The following is a 19,347-nucleotide window of genomic DNA, read 5'->3' on the forward strand; positions in this document are numbered from 1 at the left end:
CGCGTCATTCGTCCGCAGTGAAATGAAACACCTTGCCCGAGTTTATATAGGTGTAGGATTTGCCGGTCCCGTCGCCCCTGATGTAAACCGGACCACAATCGGGCCGCCCGAACATGTTCTCGCTCTGCTCGCACAAGACGTCGTGATCGACATGGAGCTTGGCTGTGTACATGCGTGTCATCGAGCGAAATCCCGCGCTGCCATCCTTTGCGATCTGCAGGATAGCAGGTTGACCGCCAGGTTCGAGCTGGCCTTGCCAGGTGTGGCCGAAAACGAGGGAAGCGAGTGCCGCACCCTTCACCCGGTCCTTTTCATCAGCGGTGAACCCGAACGGCCACTCGGGCAAGCCGGCCTGGCTGAGCGCGTCTATGATGAGCGTCAGATCTTCGGGGTTCCGAAAGTGGGCATAGCCGATCCGCCAGGCAGCCAGGGACCGTTCGTTGAAGGTTTCAGATCCTGATAACAGCTGTAAGCCCTCGGCAGCCGCTGCCCGCGCCTCGGCCAAGCGGTTGGCGCGGGCATACGCCGCAGCCAGCACGATCCTGAATTCGCTGACTTCGGGTGCGACGTCGCAAACGCGTTCGAGAGTTTCGACGGCTCTCGCGGTGTCACCCTTCACCAGAAAGACGAGGCCGGCGATTTCCCGGTCGATGGCCGACAGATCGGGGTCGAGCCTCAGCGCCGTTTCCACCGCAGCACTTGCCTCCGCATGGTTGCTGGCAAACAGCTGAACGTAGCCGAGCGCGATCTGTGCTGCCGCATCGCCCGGGCCGAGTGCCGTGGCGCGCTCAGCAGACGCAATCGCTTCCTCGTACCGTCGGTCGACGACCTGCATGATGCCGAGAATGGCGTAGGGCGACGAGAGATCAGGATCGAGTTTCAAGGCGATGCTTGCCTTCTCGTAAGCCCTCTTCCTCGCAAGCGCGCTCTGCATGATGTCGTTGAAACTGGCGCGCCAGATATTCACGGTGGTGCGTGCGTCGAATGCGAAGGCCTCGGCGAAAGCGGGGTCCAGCGCCTCCGCCTTGTCGTAGAATGCCAGCGCCTGCTGCAGCCCGTCGCGCTTGCCGCTGCGCGCTGCCTGCTCGCCGCGCAGAAAGTTGTCATAGGCCTCGAGATTTTCCGTCGGCACCCGCGACAGCCGCTTGGCTTCGGTGGCTGATGGCTCGATGCCGAGCGCGCTGACCAGCTCCCGCCTGAGGTCGTCCTGAATGGCGAAGAGATCGACCGCACTTCGGTCGAAGCGGTCAGCCCAGATGTTCTTGCCGCTGGTCATATCGACGAGCTGCACATTGATGCGCAGTTGCTCGCCGACGCGGCGAACGCTGCCTTCGACCAGGTAGCGCACGTTAAGCGCGCGCGCCGCATCCGCAAGCACAATGGGCTTGCCCTTGTAAGCGAAGACAGAATCGCGGGCGATAACATCGACGCCGGAAAGCTTGGCGAGATCAGTGATCAGGTCTTCGGTGATGCCATCGGAGACATAGTCCTCCTTCGGATCGCCGCTGAGATTGGCAAATGGCAGGATCGCCACCGACGTCCGTTGCAGCGCGGCAAGGTTTCGCCATTCGAATTGCCACGCAAGGGCAGCGAGAACGATCAGCAGCGCCGCAATCCCGATCCCCGACAGGACCATGGTGCGCGCACGCGGCCGACGGAACCTTGCGGCCACCTCCCCCGCCTTGCCGGCATCGAGATGAACGCGGTAGACCCGAACCGGGTCCGGAATATTCTTCAGCCGCTGCTCGCCAAGGTTCGTGAAGCCGACGTCGGCCTTGTGAAAGACGTGATCGAAGGCGGTGCCCGAGATGCAGATGCCGCCGGGCTCGGCCATAGCCTCCAGCCGCGCGGCGACATTGACGCCGTCGCCATAGAGATCGTCGTCCTCGACGATGACGTCGCCGAGGTTCACACCGATGCGGAAACGGATCTTCTGCGCTTCTGGGACATCCGGATCGTGCCCGGCCATCCGTCGCTGGATCGCCGCGGCGCACTGGACGGCATCGACCACGCTGGCAAACTCCACCAGCGCCCCGTCTCCCATGAGCTTGATGATACGGCCGTGAAACTCGGCAACAGCAGGGTCGAACAGCTCGCTGCGGCAGATCTTCAGCCTTTCCAGCGTGCCGACCTCCTCATTCCCCATGAGGCTGCTGTAACCAACTACATCAGCGGCCAAGATCGCGGTAAGCCGTCGCTCCATATCTGCGCCTTGCGCGATCCACGCTGGCTCAGGCATTTTTTCGGCCAGGTGGCGCCTTGGAACGCTATTCCCGAAAGCTGAGTGTGTCCAGCCGCGGCTTGGCTCCCTCTTCTCCCCAGCGGAGCTATTAGATTCACGCCTGGCGTCGGCGGATCTCGGCCGGAGATGTCGCATGAAGGCCGTCCCTCTGCACGGCGGCGGGATCCGTCTCACTCCCACACATATTCCCCACCGAGCATGACTCTGATACATCTCGCCGACGTCGCAATGCTTCGCGCTTAACCCAGAGACCAAGATCAAGATGATGCAATCCAAGCTGGCATCCCTGACTCTGAAGGGTTTTTTCGCGTTCGGGCTGTTTCTGGGCGTGCTTTTCTCAAGTTTTGCCGCATCCGCCCAGCAGGCGTCCCCCTCGCTGCCGCTGCTCTTCGATGCGCGCGAACGTCTTGCGAGGCCCGATCTCTCATCGCTGGTGCGCCTGCGCTTCCTGACGTCGGTCGATTTCCCGCCCTTCAATTTCACCGATCAGAACGGCAAGCTCTCCGGTTTCAATATCGACCTCGCCCGCGAGATCTGCAGCGAGCTGGAGATTTCAGACAAGTGCCAGATCCAGGCGATCCCCTTCGCCGACCTCAGGGATGCGCTCGCCGCCTCGCAGGGCGATGCCGTCATCGCCGGTTTTGCCGTGACCCCGGAACTGCGCCGGCAATTCGTCTTCTCCAGACCCTACCTGATGCTGCCGGCGCGCTTCGTGCGCAATCTCGCCGTCCCGCTCGACGGAAAGACCGCTGCCGCCCTGTCGAAGCATCCGGTCGGTGTCGTCAGGGGGACGGTGCACGAGGCGATGCTGGCCGCCTTCTTCCCGGCGATCAAGGCCGAGCCGTTCGACACAAAGGACGCCCTGCTTGCGGCGCTCGGGGACCGCAAGGTCGATGCCGCCTTTGCCGATGCGCTGCAGCTTTCCTTCTGGGTCTCTTCGCCGGCCTCGGCAAAATGCTGCGCGCTGTTCGACGGTCCCTATCTCTCCGAGCATTTTCTCGGCGAGGGCATGACGATCATGCTGCGGCAGAAGGACAGCGTGCTGACATCCGCCATCGACCACGCGCTCGCCACGCTGTCGCGCAACGGCCGCCTCCAGGAAATCTATCTGCGCTACTTTCCCTACGGGCTCTATTGAAGCCGCCAAAAGACGCGGGACGCGTTTTGGCCTTTAGCCTTTGCGGAACCGGGCAATCGCACTGCGCTCGATCGCCGCGCAGGTGAGCTTGTCGAGACCCAGTCGGTCGCGCAGCAGGCTAAGCAGCCGCAACTCCTCCGCCTTGACCGAGAGATCGGCGGATGCCACCTCGACGGCCAGCGCATAGGCCGTGTCGTAGAGTTTCGCGGGCAGGGTGTCGCGCACGGTTTCGAGCACGACGTCGAGACCTTCCGGTCCGGCGAGCAGCGAGGCGCAGTCGCGCGCCACCGCAATCAGCTTGTCGTCATCGAAATCCCGGAAAACAGGCAGGAATCCGATCAGTTGGCCGATCCTCTCCAGCTCCCTGTCGTTCATCGTGCTGTCGACGGCGGATGCCATCACCATCACGTAGATCAGCGCGTCATGGGCAGAAAGCGGCTTGTTCATCTCTGATTCCTTTTTCAATCAGCCCAGATTAGGAATTGGTAACAGTCATTACAAGGGATCGGCCCGATCCGGGCTGTCCGATCGCTTGTCATGGCTGCCGGTTCAATTGCGGCGCGGATCGTCGCCGTAGAGGCCTTTTCCCGCCTGCCTGGCCTTCTCGGCGACGGATGTAAGCGGCGAACCCGCCGCCGGTTCCGCCCAGCCGTTTTCGGCAAGCCATGCGCTGAGATCCTCTGTGCCGAGCCGGCAGGCAGTCGTTACGCTTTCCTTCCACTCCACGGTCTCGAGATCGCAGGTGACGGCGCGGTTGCGCAACAGCAGGCGCAGCGCCGTCTTCGCCATCATGCCGCAGGGCCATTGCCGTCCCGCCGGCCCGCATATCCTGTCGACCGGCGTCGGCACGATGCCGGCAAGCTGAAGCCGGCGCTCGCCGAAGGACAGAATGCCGGCATTTTCGACTGCCGGCCGCGCCAGCTCCATCGGCTTTTTCGTAGCCGGACTTGCCGCTTGCCCGCCAGCCGTCTCCGCTTGTTGCGGGACATCGGCCGGTTGGGGTGCCACGCCGTCGCCTGGACCCGATGCAGACGGAGCCGCCGGTGCGGTCGAGCGGGCGATCATTTCGGCACGGTCGTCCGACATCGTCGCGGGTTCTCCGGCCTCGGGGGCAGCACCCGCCGGTGCGGTCGCCGTCTCCTCGGCGGACGCCGTCTCTTCGCCGGCCGTGCCGCCGCCAAGCCTTGCTTCGCCCGCCATCAGCAGGCCGGCCACCACCGCCATCCCCGTGATACCTGTGATGAAGGCGGCAGGGCGCATGGAATATCTTCCTATTGGCTGGCCCAGATGATGCGGGCGATCCAGTCGACGTCGGAAAGCTCGAAGGTGCGGTTGGGATGTTCGGGATTGAGCGACATCAGCTCGATCGACCGCGGGCTCTGGCGCAGCAGCACCTTGGCCATCACCTCGCCCTCGTTTGTGCGCACGACGACGCGGTCGTTGCGGCGCACCTGTGCCCCCGGCTCGACGATCAGCACGTCGCCGTCGCGGTAGAGCGGCATCATGCTTTCGCCCTGCACCTCCAGCGCATAGACGCCTGATTTCTGTGCCGGGGCTGCCGGAAATTCCACCACGTCCCAGCCCTGGCCGGCCGGAAAGCCGCCATCGTCGAAGAAGCCGCCGGCGCCGGCTTGAGCGAAGCCGAGCAGCGGAATGGAGTTGCCTCGCTGGGGAAATGCGCCTTCCTGCCGTCCGAAAGCACCGCCCGGCCGCATGAAGGCCAGAAACTGCTCCATGCTCGCCCCCGTCGCGTCGAGCACCTTGGCGATCGATTCCGTCGAGGGCCAGCGCAGCCGCCCGTCGGCGGAAAGCCGTTTCGATTTGTTGAAGGAGGTCGGGTCGAGGCCGGCGCGGCGCGCAAGTCCGGATGGCGTCAGCTCGTGCCGTTCGGCAAGCCTGTCGAGCGCTTCCCAGATCTGGTTGTGTGACAGCATGCGCGATTCCGTCGCGGCTCATTCAACGCCGCGCTCCAACCCGGCGGAATATTAACCGACCGCGCCGCCTGAGTAAAGATAGAAGAGGAATAAAATCCTGTTGCCAAAGGGAATGCGTCGCTCAGGCGACCATCGCCATGTTGATCTTGCCGAGCTGGATCACCGCCTGCGTCCGGCTGTCGACATCGAGTTTCAACAGGATCGCTGAGACATGCGCCTTGATCGTCGCCTCGGAGACGCCGAGTTCGTAGGCAATCTGCTTGTTCAGCAGCCCTTCGCCGAGCATGGTCAGCACCCGGCTCTGCTGCGGTGTCAGCGTATGCAGGCGGTGGATCAGGTCGGCGACATCGGGATCCTGCTCCTGGCCGTCGCGATAGCTCTCCGGCGTGGCGATATCACCGGCAAGCACCGTCTGGATGCTGCGGCGAATGTCGTCGATGCCGGAGGATTTCGAAATGAAGCCGGAAGCACCGAGTTCCAGCGCCCGCCGGATCGTCGTCGCATCGTCGGTTGCCGAGACGATGACGATTGGCAGGCTGGCGAATTCGGAGCGCAGCGCCATCAGGCCGGAAAAACCACTGACCCCGGGCATGGCGAGATCGAGCAGCATCAGATCGGCATCCGCATGGGCGCCGGCCGCCCGGCGCGCGGCGGCAAAATCGCCGGCCTCGACGATCGACTGCCGGCCTTCCATGCCGATCACCGCCTGGCGCAGCGCATCGCGGAAAAGCGGATGATCGTCCGCAATGATGATGGTGTGTTCCTGCATCGAAAACTCCCTCCCAAGAGCCCGATCATGCCGGCATATGCCTCCGCCCCTCCGCGTTGCACGCCAGCTTGCTCATGCCCGACTATATCAGATCAGGTCTTCTGCGGAAGGGGATTGGTGTTTTCCTCGGCCTGGAACTCCTTCACCATCCCCATGAAACTCTTCATCATCCGCTCCATGATGCTGATCGAACGGTCGACCTCGGCATCGCTCGGCAGCGCGCGCTGGATGACACCGCCCTGTTCGAGCGCCGTCACCCGCTTTGCCAGCCGGTCGAGTTCGTCCTCGTAGGCCGCCCGCTCGTCGGCTGCCATCCGGCAGACGAGGGCGCCGTCCTTGTCCTGGCAGATCGACATGGCCCCTGTCTGGCGGTCGAGCCGGACGAAATGGTCGCCGCTCTTCTCCAGCTGGAATCGGCCCGCATCGGGTTCGACGGCGGCGGCCGCCAACGGCATCAGAAAAACGCCAAGTGTGATAACGAATGCCTTCATTGTCTCATCCTCCGGATTTTCTGGAGCATGATGCCGAAAAGTGTGCGCGGTTTTCGGACGACATCATGCTCTAATTCTGTTCCAGCTGCCCCGTTTTTCGCGCCGGGGCGTGGACATCGCCGCCTCTTTCCGGCAAAGCCCTCGTGACCAAGGAACAGCCTATCGTGAGGCCATGATGACCCTGACACCGACCCTTTACAAGATCGTGACGGAAACGCTCTGGCAGCAAGCCAGACAAACCGGCACTTTTCATGGCGCCGGCATCGATCTCAAGGATGGCTTCATCCATTTCTCGACGGCGGACCAGGTGAAGCAGACCGCCGCCCTGCATTTTGCCGGCCAGTCCGGCCTGTTGCTGATTGCCGTCGATGGCCGCGGCTTTGGCGACAAGCTGGTCTTCGAGCCCTCGCGCGGCGGCGATCTCTTCCCGCATCTCTACGCTGATCTGCCGCTTGTCGCCGTACTCTGGGAGGCGCCGCTGCCGCTCGACGAAGCCGGCACCCATGTCTTTCCGGAGCTGCAGCCATGATCGATCCCTTCAAGCGTCTCGCCCGCAAGGGTCTCTTCCTGTTCGATCCGGAAACGGCGCACGGCATGTCGATCGCCGCCTTGAAATCCGGCCTCGTGCCCGCCTGCCAGCTGACGCCCGATCCGCGCCTGCGCCAGACCGTTGCCGGCCTTGCCTTCGAAAATCCGCTCGGCATGGCCGCCGGCTACGACAAGAATGCCGAAGTGCCGGAGGCGCTGTTGAAGCTCGGCTTCGGCTTTACCGAGATCGGCACGGTGACGCCGAAGCCGCAATCCGGAAATCCGCGGCCGCGCATCTTCCGCCTGGTGGAGGATGAAGGCGTCATCAACCGTCTCGGCTTCAACAATGAAGGCCATGATGCCGCCTTCGGGCGCCTCGCCGCGCTAGGGGGCGGTGGCATGATCGGCGTCAATATCGGCGCCAACAAGGATAGCGAGGACCGCATCGCCGACTATGTCGCCGGCATCCGCCGCTTTTATTCCGTCGCGCGCTATTTCACTGCCAACATCTCCTCGCCGAACACCCCCGGCCTGCGCGACCTGCAGGGGCGCGAAAGCCTTGCGGTGCTGTTATCAGCCGTGCTTGCGGCGCGCGACGAGATGGCAGCGGCATCCGGCCGGACGATCCCGGTCTTTCTGAAGATCGCGCCTGATCTGACCGAGGAAGGCATGGACGATATCGCCGCGGAAGTGCTCTCGCATGCGCTGGATGGCCTGATCGTCTCCAACACCACGCTGTCGCGCGATGGCCTAAAGGATCAGCGCCAGGCGAAGGAGGCGGGCGGTCTCTCCGGCGTGCCGCTGTTCGAAAAGTCGACGGCGGTGCTCGCCAGGATGCGCAAGCGCGTCGGCCCGGCCCTGCCGATCATCGGCGTCGGCGGCGTGTCCTCGGCCGAAACCACGCTGGAGAAGATCAGGGCGGGTGCCGATCTCGTCCAGCTCTATTCCTGCATGGTCTATGAAGGCCCTGGCCTGGCCGGCGATATCCTCCGCGGCCTCTCGAAACTCCTGGACCGCGAAAAGGCCGCCTCGATCCGCGACCTGCGTGATGTCAGGCTGGATTATTGGGCGGCGCGAAAGGTCTGATCGGCCCGCGACCGCACCAGCATCGCCAGGAAGAAACCGCGGAAGAGCAGGAAGGCGTTCATCGCCAGCCACAAGCCGTGATTGCCGAAGAGCGGCACGAAGACCGCGAGCATCAAGAGATAGCCGGCAAAAGATATCAGCATCCGGTTGCGCATGTCGGCCGACCATGTGGCGCCGATGAACACCCCGTCCATCAGGAAGGCGAGTGCACCGGTCAGTCCCGTCACCGCCGCCCAGGGCAGATAGGTTTCGGCCGCCTGCCGCACCTCGGGTGATGTCGTCAGCACCGAAATTAGCCAGGGGCCGGCGAGGAAGAAGAAGGCGGAACTAACAGCCGCCAGTCCGAAGGACCACAAGGTCGTCAGCTTCAGCCCGCGGTCGAAGGCTGGCCGGTAATGCGCGCCAATCGCCCGGCCGATGATCTGTTCGGCGGCATTGGCAAGCCCGTCGAGATAATAGCCGGACAGCAGGAAGAAATTCATCACTACGGCATTGGCGGCAAGCGTCACCGCGCCAAAGCTGGTGCCGATCCGCATCATGATGGTGAAGGCGCCGATCAGCACGAAGGTGCGGATCAGGATGTCGCGGTTGAGCGCGAAAAGCTCGGCCAGCCGGTGCCGGGAAAAGACCTCGGACCATGCCGGTCGCGCTGCCTTGCCGAAGCCGCTGAGCACGATGGCAAGCCCGGCGAGCGCGCCGACGCTTTCGCCGGCCATCGTTCCCCAGGCGACCCCCGCCACGCCCCAATCGAGCGTCAGGCCGAGATAGATGGAAGGCAGGATGTTGATGCCGTTGATAACAGCCTGCAGCAGCAGTCCGATATTGCCCTGTCCGCGCCCAAGCACGAAGCCGAGGATGGCATAATTCGCCAGTGCCGCGGGTGCTGCCAGCATGCGGATCGAAAAATAGGTGCCGGTTGCCTGCGCGATCGCGCCTTCCGCCCCCATCAGGCTCAACCCCGCCGCCATCAGCAGCGGCGAAAGACAGAGCAGCGCCAGTCCGCAGCCGAGCGCCGAAATCATTGCCCGGGAAAAGACCGCCTGCTGCTCGTGCTGGTCGCGCCGGCCATAGGCCTGCGCCGTCAGCCCGGTCGTCGAGGCGCGCAGGAAGTTGAAGCTGCCGAGGATCAGATCGAAGAGCATCGCGCCGATCGCCAGCCCGGCCAGCGCCTCCGCATTGCCCATACGGCCGACGACGGCGGTGTTCGTCAGCCCGAGCAGCGGCGTCGTCATGAAGCCGAGCGTCATCGGAAGGGCGATCGACAGCACCATCAGGTGCGTCACGTCGAATGCAAGCGCGTTGTGATTGCTGCGTGTATCCATGCCGGCCTCGTCGCGGCAGCGCCACGCGTCGTTTCAGACGCGCAACAGACGCTGCATCACTTGAACTGCTGCAGGCGGAATCACCTCAGCTGGAAAGCACCATGGCCCAATAGGGCAGGTTCCTGGAAGATGTATTATGGGCGACGGCGACGCCAAGGCCATCATAACGTCCGAGCATGTTTTCCAGATGATGCGGCGAGTTGATCCAGGCCGTCACCACGGCATCGACGCTCTGCTGGCCGGCGGCGATGTTCTCAGCCGCTGGCAGCCGCACGCCGCTCGCCTTGACACGCGCACCGAAGCTGTCGGTCATGCCCATCAGATGCGCCATCTTGCCGGCGCTCGCCATGCGTTTTGCCTGGAACAGGGCGGCGGTGGTCGCCGCCGGATCGACGGCAAGCGCCGGCAGGCCGTGTTTGGCCCGCAGCTGGTTGACGAGCGGCAGCACGCTCGCCGTCTCGTCTTCGCCGTCCGACGGCGTGCCGGCCATCCGCGGGGTCGTGGTGCAGCCGGCGATGCCGGCGGCGAGCGCAAGTCCGGAAAGGCGTAGCAGGCCGCGTCTGGAAAGATCGATGGATGTCATGTTACCGGCGGTAGCTGAAAAGACGAAGGATGACGAAGAGCGGAATGACGATCGTCGCGCCGAGGATGAGATAGTCGCCGACGCGCCCGAGAGCCGAGAAGCCCCGGTGCCAGATTTCCAGGATGAAGTCGCGGACGCCGTCGATGATGCTCCACGGCGTCAGGCCGAAAACGGTCATGACGAAACCGACGATCAGCGACACCACGATAAGTTTTATCAATGTGCGGCCGATTGAATCGCCGAGGAACCTGTTCGCCTGATCGGACATAAGCCATCTCCTGTTTGCCCTTGGAATAAGGTCGCGGCGCGGCGCCCGCAAGCCCTTTCCGGAATTGGCCGCTTCGCCTCTGAAATAGGACTTGAGTTTTTTTGTGGCCGCCGCCAGATGCGGGCCGACGCATGTCGCGCAAAAGTGTGCAGCGGTTTTGCGGCAACGACATGCGTAAAAGAAACAGCGACAGGTCCATTGATGCAGCCCCACCAGCTTTCCTCCGGCGATGTCATTGCCGACCGCCGCGCCGACTATGCCAGGATGCTCGAGGAAGGCGGCGAGCCGGAAGCGGCTGCCGAGCTGATGGAGCAGGCCCTCGAACTCGTGCCCGCCTGGGCAGCCGGCTGGTATCGCCTCGCCACCTATCTGGAAGAGGCGGGCAGGGGTGAAGCCGCGATCGAGGCCTATCGCAAGACGCTTGCCCTCGATCCCGAAGACATTTTCGGCGCTGCCCTCAAACTCACCCTTCTCGGCGACGCGGCCACGCCTGACCTGCCGCCGAGCCGCTATGTCGAGCGCCTCTTCGACGACTATGCCGATCGGTTCGAATCAGCACTTGTCGATAAGCTCGACTACAATGTCCCGCAGAAGCTCGCAGCGCTCGTCGCCTCCACCGGCAGGCGTTACGAACTGGCCGTCGATCTCGGCTGCGGCACCGGCCTGCTCGGCCCGGAAATCCGTAGCTTTGCCGGCCGCCTCGAAGGCTTCGACCTCTCGCAGAACATGCTGGCGAAGGCTGCCGAGAAACGGGTCTATGACAGTCTCGCCCAGGCCGATCTCTCGCTCGCGCCCGAGCTCTCCGGCCTCTTTGCAGATGCGGCGCGCCGTCGCGCCGACCTGGTGACGGCAGCCGATGTGCTGATGTATCTCGGCAATCTCGAAAGCGTCTTTGCCATCGTTGGAGCGCTCGCTGCACCAGGCGCCGATATCGCCTTTTCCGTCGAGGATGCAGGTGAGGGCGACGGCTTTCACCTCGCTCCGTCGCTGCGCTACGCCCATTCGGAAAGCTATGTCAGGATGCTTCTTGCCCGTCACGGCTTCCAAATCCTCAAGATCGTCAAATCGGTCATTCGCAAAGATGGCGGAAAACCGGTTTCCGGCATTCTGTTCCTTACGCATAAGCCCGTGTGAGCGAACATTTCTTGCGATTTTTTAATAGGTCAGCATTGCTTACCTATTTCGCTTGATCGAAAGGCCGAAAAACCCGATACTGCACCGCATCGGCAGAGAGCTTGGCAATTAACGCCGAGGCGCTCGGGCTCCTTTCATGATCCAAAATTCCGTCGCGCGCAGATCTTCCCAAGCGCGTTCTTGAACTCGTCTGCCGTGGAGACTGGCGACATGACACAGCTCATCAATGCCCTTGGCTTCTGGAATACGACTGCGACGCGCCACACCCCGATCGAAGATGTACAGGGCATATTCTCCGGCAGCTTCGTTGCGGCGCTCGGCCTTTATGTGCTCGCCAGCGCCGGCCTTCTCACCGGCAGCACGGCCGGCGTGGCCTTCCTCCTGCATTATGCCTTCGGCGTCAATTTCGGCCTCGCCTTCTTCCTGCTCAACCTGCCGTTCTTCTATCTCTCGTGGAAGCGCCTCGGCATGGCCTTCACCATCAAGACCTTCATCGCCATCGGCCTGACCTCGGTGCTTGCCGATGTGCAGTCGCGCTTCCTGTCCATTTCGAGCATTCATCCGGCCTGGGCGGCCCTTCTCGGCGGCCTGCTGCTCGGCTTCGGCCTGCTGGCGCTTTATCGCCACCGCGCCAGCCTTGGCGGCGTCGGCATTCTCGGCATCTACCTGCAGGAGCGTTTCGGCATCCGTGCCGGCCTCGTCCAGCTCGCGATCGACATGTGCGTGCTCGCCGCCGCCTTCTTCGTCACCACGCCGCCTGTCGTCTTTTATTCGGTGCTCGGCGCCGTCGTCCTCAACCTCTTCGTCGCCATCAACCACCGCGCCGACCGTTACATCGCGCTTTAGTTTTACGCATGCCCTTATCGCAAAATCGCCGCACAGTTTTGCGCGACATGCTCTAACGTTACAAATCGGTAAGCCATTCTAAACAAAACGTAACTTGCCTGTGATCGGTCTCGGCGCCAAACTCTGCTCGCGCCGGATTTGATGAGGTGAACTATGTCAGATTTGGAAAAGCTTGTGAGACGCCGTATGCAGGAAGAACGCGCCAAGGGCGCTTCCGCAGAAGAAATTGCGAAAGTCGTCCGAGACATATTCAACAGCATGGACCTCTCGGGCAATCGGTTTGACGCCGTTGCCGTACGAGCCACCAGGGATCACGAGTGATCCGATATTCGACCGACCCGAGATTTTCGGGTCGGTTGCCAGGATGAATTCTCGGTACGCAGATATCGATCAGGCGGCCTTCGTTGCCGCATCGAGCGGATGCTGTGAGCGGAAGCCGACGGCAAGCCGGTTCCAGATGTTGATGGCGCCGATCGCCACCGTAATCTTCGTCATTTCTTCTTCGGAGAAATGTGCCTTCAGCGTCTCGTAGTCGGCATCCGGCGCGCCTGTTTTGGCGATATTGGTCACTGAATCCACCCAGCCGAGCAGCGCCCGTTCGCGGGCGTCATAGACCGGCGATTCCCGCCAGACGCACATCAGGTTGATCCATTGTTCGGAGAGCCCATCATGGCGGGCTTCCTTCACATGCATGTCGACGCAATAGGCGCAGCCATTGATCTGCGAGGCGCGCAGCTTGATCAGGTGGATGAAGCGGCGCTCCAGTCCGGAGGACTGGACATATTGCTCGAGCGCGGCGACCGCCTTGTAGGCATCGGGAGCGGCTTTGGCGAAGTTGAAACGTGGTTGCATGGTCTTTCTCCTTTGTTGGTGGCTCAACGAGCCGTCTTGCGTTCATGGATTTCAAGGAAAGCGCAGCCTCTAGCTGCGATCGATCCGTCGTCGAGAGCGTTCAGCTCGATGCCGAGATCGGCAATGCTCGTCTTGGCAAGTTCGGCCCGATAGACCCGTTCGGCTCTGAGCATCGCCGCGCTGATGTTGCAGGGCGAGGCAAAGAAGCGATCGGAGACCGGGTTCGGTCCGCGCTGGCGGATTTCGGCGCAGCGGAAGGCGGGCGCCGGTCCTTCGACCGCGATCACGATGTCGAGCAGCGAAATGTCCTTCGCCGCCTTTGCCAGCCGATATCCGCCCTTCGGCCCCGGTACGGTATCGAGGATGCCGGCGCCCGACAGTGCCTGCAGATGCTTCAGCAGATAACTCGTCGAGACGCCGTGGAATTCCGCCAGCGCGGCCGCCGATAGCACGCCGCCCTCGGAGAGGCCGGAAAGCATCGCAACGCTGTGAATGGCCTGCTCGACCCCATCGCCCATCTTCATCCACGTGGCCTCCTCAATTCGTGGATAAAAAATATCCATGATTATGCCGCCTGTCAAGAGACGTCCGCGTTGCTTGCCACTTGCCTTTATCCTGACCCCGGATAGAAGACGGAAAAGCCGACAGGGGAACATCATGGCATCCAACGCTTTCGCAGGCCTTCTGAATTCCAGCGCCGATCGCCACTCGCTGCTGGACGACGCCCAGGGCATCGTCGCCGGCAGCATGCTCGCCGTTCTCGGCGTAACGCTTCCCTCCGGCGCCGGACTGCTTGCCGGCGGCACGGCGGGCCTTGCCTTCCTCGCACATTATGCGACGGGCTTCAGCTTCGGCCTCTGCTTCTTTGTCGTGAACCTGCCCTTCTATTATCTCGCCTTCCGCCGCTTGGGCCTCGCCTTCACCATCAAGACCTTCGCCGCCATCGCGCTGACCTCGGTCCTGTCCGAATTCGTCTCGGGCTTCATCAGCATGGCGCATGTCGATCCTTTCGCCGGTGCGCTCTTCGGCGGTCTCGTCATCGGCGCCGGCATGCTGGCGCTCTTCCGCCACCGCGCCAGCCTCGGCGGCATCGGCATTCTCGCCCTCTATATCCAGGATCGCTTCGGCTGGCGGGCCGGCTTCGTCCAGCTCGGCTTCGACGGCATCATCCTGGCGCTGTCCTTCTTCGTCGCAAGCCCCTTCATCATCGCCTGCTCCGTGCTTGGTGCGATCGTTCTCAACCTGACGATTGCCATCAACCACCGCAAGGACCGCTATATCGCCATGTGAATTGCTAATGCGCGTCGCGATCTTTCAGATTCGCTCCTCGCGCTTTAGCTCTTTGTTTTTACGCATGTCGTTATCGCAAAACCGCTGCACACTTTTGCGCGACATGCTTTGGCCGCTCTTCTCTTTCCCCGGCGTTTCACTAGTTTCAGGGCGTGGACCAGATCGATTCCGAAGCCCGCACACTGCTTCCTGCCGCCTTTACCCGCTGGTTTGCGGAAAAGGGCTGGCGGCCGCGCGCCCATCAGCTGGAACTGCTCGCCCGCGCCGAGGCCGGCGAAAGCACGCTGCTGATTGCGCCGACCGGCGCCGGCAAGACGCTCGCCGGGTTTCTGCCGTCGCTCACCGATCTCACCCGCCGCGGCCGGATACCGCCCGGCTCCGCCTTCACCGGCATCCACACCCTCTATGTCTCGCCGCTGAAGGCGCTTGCCATCGATATCGAGCGCAATCTGATGAAACCGGTTGCGGAGATGGGCCTGCCGGTCACCGTCGAAAACCGCACCGGCGACACGCCGAACGCCAAGCGCCAGCGCCAGAAGCTCAGCCCGCCGGATATTCTGCTGACGACGCCGGAACAGGTCGCCCTGCTGCTGGCGAACCGCGAGGCCGAGCGCTTCTTCAAGGACCTGAAATATATCGTCCTCGACGAGCTGCATTCACTGGTCACCTCCAAGCGCGGCCACATGCTTTCGCTCGGCCTTGCCCGCCTGCGCCGCCTTGCCCCCGGCCTCCAGACCATCGGCCTGTCGGCCACCGTCGCCGAACCCATGGATCTGCAGAAATGGCTGGTCGGCCAGGAAGAGGGTAGCGAACATTATGCCGGCCTCGTTGTCGTCGAAGGCGGCGCCAAGCCCGATATCTCGATTCTGTCGACCGAAGAGCACATTCCCTGGTCCGGCCATTCCGCCCGATATGCCATTCCCGATGTCTACCGGCATCTTGTCGAACATCGCACGACGCTGCTCTTCGTCAACACCCGCAGCCAGGCCGAAATGCTTTTCCAGGCACTCTGGACGATCAATGACGGCAACCTGCCGATCGCGCTCCACCACGGCTCCCTCGATGTCGCCCAGCGCCGCAAGGTCGAGGCGGCGATGGCCGAAAACCGGCTGCGCGCCGTCGTTGCCACCTCCACTCTCGATCTCGGCATCGACTGGGGCGATGTCGATCTCGTCATCCATGTCGGCGCGCCGAAGGGCGCCTCGCGTCTTGCCCAGCGCATCGGCCGCGCCAATCACCGCATGGACGAGCCCTCGAAGGCGATCCTGGTTCCCGCCAACCGTTTCGAGGTCATGGAGTGTCAGGCCGCCCTCGATGCCAATTATATCGGCGCGCAGGATACCCCGCCCGTCGGCCGCGGTGCGCTCGACGTGCTCGCCCAGCATGTGCTCGGCATGGCCTGCGCCGAGCCTTTCGACATGCTGGAACTCTACGATGAGGTCACCAGCGCCTCGCCCTATGCCGATCTCAGCTGGGAGACCTTCGAGCGCATCGTCGATTTCGTCGCGACCGGCGGTTATGCGCTCCGCACCTACGAGCGTTACGCCCGCATCCGCAAGACCGGGGAGGGCCGCTGGCGCGTCTCCAATCCTGCGGTCGCCCAGCAATACCGCCTCAACCTCGGCACCATCGTCGAAAGCCCGATGCTGAATATCCGCATGGTCAAGCGCGGCGAGGGCGGCAGGATCGGCCGTGGCGGCGCCACGCTGGGGAAGGTCGAGGAATATTTCCTCGAGCAAATGTCGCCGGGCGACACCTTCGTCTTCTCCGGCAAGGTGCTGCGCTTCGAGGGCATTCGCGAAAATGAGTGCATGGCGTCGCAGGCCTTTTCGCTCGATCCGAAAATCCCGTCCTATAATGGCGGCAAGTTTCCGCTGTCGACCTATCTGGCCGAGCAGGTGCGGGCGATGATCGCCGATCCCGATCGCTGGCGCCGCCTGCCGGATCAGGTGCGCGACTGGCTGTCGCTGCAGAACGACAAGTCGATGCTGCCGAAGCGCGACGAGTTCCTGATCGAAACCTTTCCGCGCGGCAGCCGCGGCTACATGGTCGCCTATCCCTTCGAAGGCCGTCTCGCCCACCAGACGCTCGGCATGCTGCTGACCCGCCGGCTGGAGCGGATAGGCGCCAAACCGCTCGGTTTCGTCGCCACCGATTATTCGCTTGCCATCTGGGGCCTCGAGGATATGGGGCTGATGATCCGCAACGGCCGGCTCAGCCTCTCCGACCTCTTCGACGAAGACATGCTCGGCGACGATCTCGAAGCCTGGCTGGACGAATCCTTCCTGTTGAAGCGCACTTTCCGCAATTGCGCGGTGATTGCAGGCTTGATCGAGCGCCGCCATCCGGGCAAGGAAAAGAGCGGCCGGCAGATCACCGTCTCCGCCGACCTGATCTACGACGTGCTGCGCAGCCACGAACCGGATCACATCCTCCTGCAGGCGACGCGGCAGGATGCGGCGACGGGACTTTTGGATATTGGCCGTCTTGGCGATATGCTGAGACGAATCAGGGGCCACATCACCCACCGCGCCCTCGACCATATTTCCCCGCTGGCCGTGCCGGTGATGCTGGAAATCGGACGCGAGGCGGTGCCGGGCGAGGCCCATGACGCACTCCTGGCCGAAGCGGCGGATGATCTGATCGCCGAAGCACTCGCCTGATAAAAAATTGGGCCTGACTGACGTATTTGGGAATAAGAGAGTGATGAACCGCCTGGCGCTGGCGCGCGACATTTCAGGACTGGCCGCGATACCAGGCATCGAGACATCGGTCCATGGCATTGCCGCCGTCTGCGATCCGCTTGGCGCCCTCTATCTGCCGGATACCGGCCTGCTCGTCGTCTCCGACCTGCATCTGGAAAAGGGTGCGGCCTTCGCGCGCCGCGGCATGATGCTGCCGCCTTACGATACGCTGGCGACGCTGACCGTCCTTGCCGCCGTCATCTCGCGTTATGATCCGAAGCTCGTCGTCTCGCTCGGCGACAATTTCCACGACCGCATCGGTTCGAAGCATCTGCCGGAGAATTTCCGCACGCTGATCGTCAATATGGCCCGCGGCCGCGAATGGATCTGGATCAATGGCAACCATGATCCGGATGGCATCGTCGATCTGCCGGGCGCTTCCGCCGACGAGATGCATTATGCCGGCCTGACCTTCCGGCACGAGCCGAAGAACGGCTTGCAGAGCGGCGAAATCGCCGGCCACCTGCATCCGTCCGCGACCGTCCGCCGGCGTGAAAAATCCGTCCGCCGCCCGTGCTTTGCCACCGATGGCGCCCGCCTGCTGATGCCGGCTTTCGGCGTCATGAGCGGCGGTCTCGACCTTCGCCACAAGGCGATGCACGGTCTTTTCGACAAGGCGTCGCTGGTCGCGCATCTGTTGGGGCGGGATCGGATCTACTCGGTGCGGTATGGGAATTTGCAGGGATAGCGCCTGTTATTCCAGGTCGGCGGGCTTTGCGGCTCTACCCAAAATCCACCTGACACCAAGCTCAATCACACTCCTGCAACTGCCGCTGATACGTCCCGGCCATCCGCGCAAACTTCTGCGCCGTCTGCTGCAACTGCCCGTTCGAGCGCCAGTCGCCGCGTTTGTATCCCGTCGGCCCGGAATAATAGGCGAGATAGAGATTATAGGCATCGTTCAGCGGAATGCCGGTCTCCACGCTGTTCTGGTAGTGATACCAGCCGATGAAATCGATCGCGTCGGCGAAGTTCGCCCGCCGCGCGGTCCAGTTGCCGGTCTGCGACTGATAGTGATCCCAGGTCCCGTCGAGCGCCTGCGAATAGCCGTAGGCCGTCGAAGGCCGGGTCCAGGGAATGAAGCCGAACAGCTTGGTGCGCGGCGGCCGCGCATAGGGCTGGAAGCCGGATTCGGTATACATCGTCGCCATCAGGATCGGCACGGGCACGCCGTATTTCTTCTCCGTCCGCTCGGCGGCACTCTGCCAGCTGGAGAAGAGCCCGTCGCGCTCGTCGAAGACGGCACAGATGTTCCTCGTCTGCTTCGGCGCCGTCGCGCAGCCGGCAAGCAGCGCGAGACCCACGGCCGTCAGAACGATACGAGTACGCATAACAAAACCTCTCGTTTCCGAGAGATTACTAACTCGTAAATGTTAAAAACCGGTTTTTAGTCGAATGCGAACTTCCCAGGCTGCTCTCCTGTGCGGCCAGGGATGGATACCCTGGCCTGACCACCGGGACGGCATCGCATCAAAATCCTTAAGCCTTGACGGGCTCGTAGCGCAGGATCACCGCGCCGCCTTCCGTCGTCGAGGATTCGATGAGCTTCAGCGGCACCTGGCCCTCTGCCTGTTTGAAAAGTGGATTGCCGCCGCCGAGGATCACCGGCACCAGGCAAACCCTGACTTCATCGATAAGCCCCGCTTTCAGCAGGCTGTCGGCAAGCTCGGCGCTGCCGAAGATGAAGATCGTCTTGCCGTCCTCCTGCTTCAGCCGCGTCAATTCGGGGATCGGATCGCTGACGACGCGGGCATTGTTCCAGCCGGGCTCGGTCATCGTCCGCGACACGGCGATCTTGGCGATGCCGTTCATATAGGCTTTGATCTCACCTTCGCCCTCGGCGGTCGGCCAGTAGGAGGCCATGCCCTCATAGGTCTTGCGGCCGAAGACCAGCAGATCGCTTTCCCTGCCGAACTGTTCGGCATAGCGCTGCAATTCAGGCCCCCAGGCGAGATTGTGGAAGTCGATATCCCACGGCTTCGTGCCTTCGAAATAACCATCGAGCGTCATCAGGTTCCAGACAACAAGCTTCCTCATTTCCATCCTCCTTCTGAATTGCCAATCAAGATAAAACCGATTGCGTTTAGCAACTGGTTGAAAACTAGATCGACTGATAGCAA

General features: G+C 62.7%; 21 protein-coding genes. 8 read left to right on the forward strand and 13 right to left on the reverse strand.

From position 1 onward, the window contains the following. Positions 1-4: 4 nt before the first annotated feature. Positions 5-2,203 (reverse strand): adenylate/guanylate cyclase domain-containing protein, encoded by a 2,199-nt coding sequence (locus tag C3Y91_RS14260; protein WP_164586677.1) that lies wholly within the window; start codon positions 2,201-2,203, stop codon positions 5-7. Between the two features lie 301 nt (positions 2,204-2,504). Here C3Y91_RS14260 and C3Y91_RS14265 point away from each other — a divergent pair, with 301 nt between their 5' ends. Next, positions 2,505-3,380 carry a transporter substrate-binding domain-containing protein gene (locus C3Y91_RS14265; protein WP_164586675.1) on the forward strand — a complete coding sequence of 292 codons (876 nt, stop codon included), beginning with the start codon at positions 2,505-2,507 and terminating at the stop codon, positions 3,378-3,380. 33 nt (positions 3,381-3,413) lie between these two features. Here C3Y91_RS14265 and C3Y91_RS14270 read toward each other — a convergent pair whose 3' ends face one another. The 5 genes from C3Y91_RS14270 to C3Y91_RS14290 form a co-directional block, all read right to left on the reverse strand. Further along, complete coding sequence (locus C3Y91_RS14270) at positions 3,414-3,827, reverse strand: tellurite resistance TerB family protein (RefSeq protein ID WP_018072434.1); 414 nt, start codon at positions 3,825-3,827, stop codon at positions 3,414-3,416. A gap of 102 nt (positions 3,828-3,929) precedes the next feature. Beyond that, positions 3,930-4,640, reverse strand: coding sequence for a thermonuclease family protein (locus C3Y91_RS14275; protein WP_164586673.1), 711 nt, complete (start codon positions 4,638-4,640; stop codon positions 3,930-3,932). Between the two features lie 11 nt (positions 4,641-4,651). After that, on the reverse strand, positions 4,652-5,314 hold the full coding sequence (locus C3Y91_RS14280) for a S24 family peptidase (protein WP_164586671.1): 663 nt from the start codon (positions 5,312-5,314) through the stop codon (positions 4,652-4,654). Positions 5,315-5,435: 121 nt separating this feature from the next. Continuing rightward, positions 5,436-6,083, reverse strand: coding sequence for a response regulator (locus C3Y91_RS14285; RefSeq protein WP_018072437.1), 648 nt, complete (start codon positions 6,081-6,083; stop codon positions 5,436-5,438). A gap of 92 nt (positions 6,084-6,175) precedes the next feature. Continuing rightward, positions 6,176-6,574 carry a hypothetical protein gene (locus tag C3Y91_RS14290; protein WP_018483941.1) on the reverse strand — a complete coding sequence of 133 codons (399 nt, stop codon included), beginning with the start codon at positions 6,572-6,574 and terminating at the stop codon, positions 6,176-6,178. 175 nt (positions 6,575-6,749) lie between these two features. Here C3Y91_RS14290 and C3Y91_RS14295 point away from each other — a divergent pair, with 175 nt between their 5' ends. Both C3Y91_RS14295 and C3Y91_RS14300 read left to right on the forward strand, forming a co-directional pair. Next, positions 6,750-7,103 (forward strand): DUF952 domain-containing protein, encoded by a 354-nt coding sequence (locus tag C3Y91_RS14295; protein WP_164586688.1) that lies wholly within the window; start codon positions 6,750-6,752, stop codon positions 7,101-7,103. Then, positions 7,100-8,188: a quinone-dependent dihydroorotate dehydrogenase gene (locus C3Y91_RS14300; protein WP_130654518.1), complete on the forward strand. Its 1,089-nt coding sequence runs from the start codon at positions 7,100-7,102 to the stop codon at positions 8,186-8,188. Before C3Y91_RS14295 ends, C3Y91_RS14300 begins: the two co-directional genes overlap by 4 nt. On the opposite strand, the gene C3Y91_RS14305 is transcribed toward C3Y91_RS14300, so the two are convergent. From C3Y91_RS14305 to C3Y91_RS14315, 3 genes are all read right to left on the reverse strand, one after another. After that, on the reverse strand, positions 8,164-9,510 hold the full coding sequence (locus tag C3Y91_RS14305) for an MATE family efflux transporter (protein ID WP_168575483.1): 1,347 nt from the start codon (positions 9,508-9,510) through the stop codon (positions 8,164-8,166). The two genes, C3Y91_RS14300 and C3Y91_RS14305, sit on opposite strands and share 25 nt — an antisense overlap. Before the next feature lie 85 nt (positions 9,511-9,595). Beyond that, entirely contained in the window at positions 9,596-10,093 is a 498-nt protein-coding gene (locus tag C3Y91_RS14310) for a CAP domain-containing protein (RefSeq protein ID WP_018483937.1), read from the reverse strand. Position 10,094: 1 nt separating this feature from the next. Then, a complete protein-coding gene (locus C3Y91_RS14315) occupies positions 10,095-10,361 on the reverse strand; it encodes a DUF6460 domain-containing protein (RefSeq protein ID WP_024321021.1) in 267 nt (88 codons plus the stop codon). Between the two features lie 201 nt (positions 10,362-10,562). Between C3Y91_RS14315 and C3Y91_RS14320 the strand changes: the two genes are divergently transcribed. Both C3Y91_RS14320 and C3Y91_RS14325 read left to right on the forward strand, forming a co-directional pair. Next, positions 10,563-11,495, forward strand: coding sequence for a class I SAM-dependent DNA methyltransferase (locus C3Y91_RS14320; RefSeq protein ID WP_168575502.1), 933 nt, complete (start codon positions 10,563-10,565; stop codon positions 11,493-11,495). A gap of 210 nt (positions 11,496-11,705) precedes the next feature. Further along, a complete protein-coding gene (locus C3Y91_RS14325) occupies positions 11,706-12,341 on the forward strand; it encodes a YitT family protein (RefSeq protein ID WP_024321019.1) in 636 nt (211 codons plus the stop codon). A gap of 390 nt (positions 12,342-12,731) precedes the next feature. Here C3Y91_RS14325 and C3Y91_RS14330 read toward each other — a convergent pair whose 3' ends face one another. After that, positions 12,732-13,193, reverse strand: coding sequence for a carboxymuconolactone decarboxylase family protein (locus C3Y91_RS14330; RefSeq protein WP_018072447.1), 462 nt, complete (start codon positions 13,191-13,193; stop codon positions 12,732-12,734). Between the two features lie 23 nt (positions 13,194-13,216). Beyond that, a complete protein-coding gene (locus C3Y91_RS14335; protein WP_130654522.1) occupies positions 13,217-13,717 on the reverse strand; it encodes an RrF2 family transcriptional regulator in 501 nt (166 codons plus the stop codon). Between the two features lie 133 nt (positions 13,718-13,850). Here C3Y91_RS14335 and C3Y91_RS14340 point away from each other — a divergent pair, with 133 nt between their 5' ends. The 3 genes from C3Y91_RS14340 to pdeM all read left to right on the forward strand — a co-directional run bounded on the left by C3Y91_RS14340 (position 13,851) and on the right by pdeM (position 17,915). After that, positions 13,851-14,483, forward strand: coding sequence for a YitT family protein (locus tag C3Y91_RS14340; protein ID WP_168575484.1), 633 nt, complete (start codon positions 13,851-13,853; stop codon positions 14,481-14,483). Positions 14,484-14,635: 152 nt separating this feature from the next. Beyond that, the gene (locus C3Y91_RS14345; RefSeq protein ID WP_168575485.1) at positions 14,636-17,146 is read left to right on the forward strand and encodes a ligase-associated DNA damage response DEXH box helicase; all 2,511 of its coding nucleotides are present in this window, start codon (positions 14,636-14,638) and stop codon (positions 17,144-17,146) included. Between the two features lie 43 nt (positions 17,147-17,189). Further along, entirely contained in the window at positions 17,190-17,915 is a 726-nt protein-coding gene (gene pdeM, locus C3Y91_RS14350) for a ligase-associated DNA damage response endonuclease PdeM (RefSeq protein ID WP_164597659.1), read from the forward strand. 61 nt (positions 17,916-17,976) lie between these two features. On the opposite strand, the gene C3Y91_RS14355 is transcribed toward pdeM, so the two are convergent. Further along, a complete protein-coding gene (locus C3Y91_RS14355) occupies positions 17,977-18,558 on the reverse strand; it encodes a transglycosylase SLT domain-containing protein (RefSeq protein WP_003545252.1) in 582 nt (193 codons plus the stop codon). A 148-nt stretch (positions 18,559-18,706) separates the two neighbouring features. Beyond that, positions 18,707-19,264, reverse strand: coding sequence for a dihydrofolate reductase family protein (locus tag C3Y91_RS14360; protein ID WP_075224267.1), 558 nt, complete (start codon positions 19,262-19,264; stop codon positions 18,707-18,709). Positions 19,265-19,347 lie beyond the last annotated feature (83 nt).

Source organism: Rhizobium ruizarguesonis (assembly GCF_012349115.1).
Taxonomy (GTDB): Bacteria; Pseudomonadota; Alphaproteobacteria; order Rhizobiales; family Rhizobiaceae; genus Rhizobium; species Rhizobium ruizarguesonis.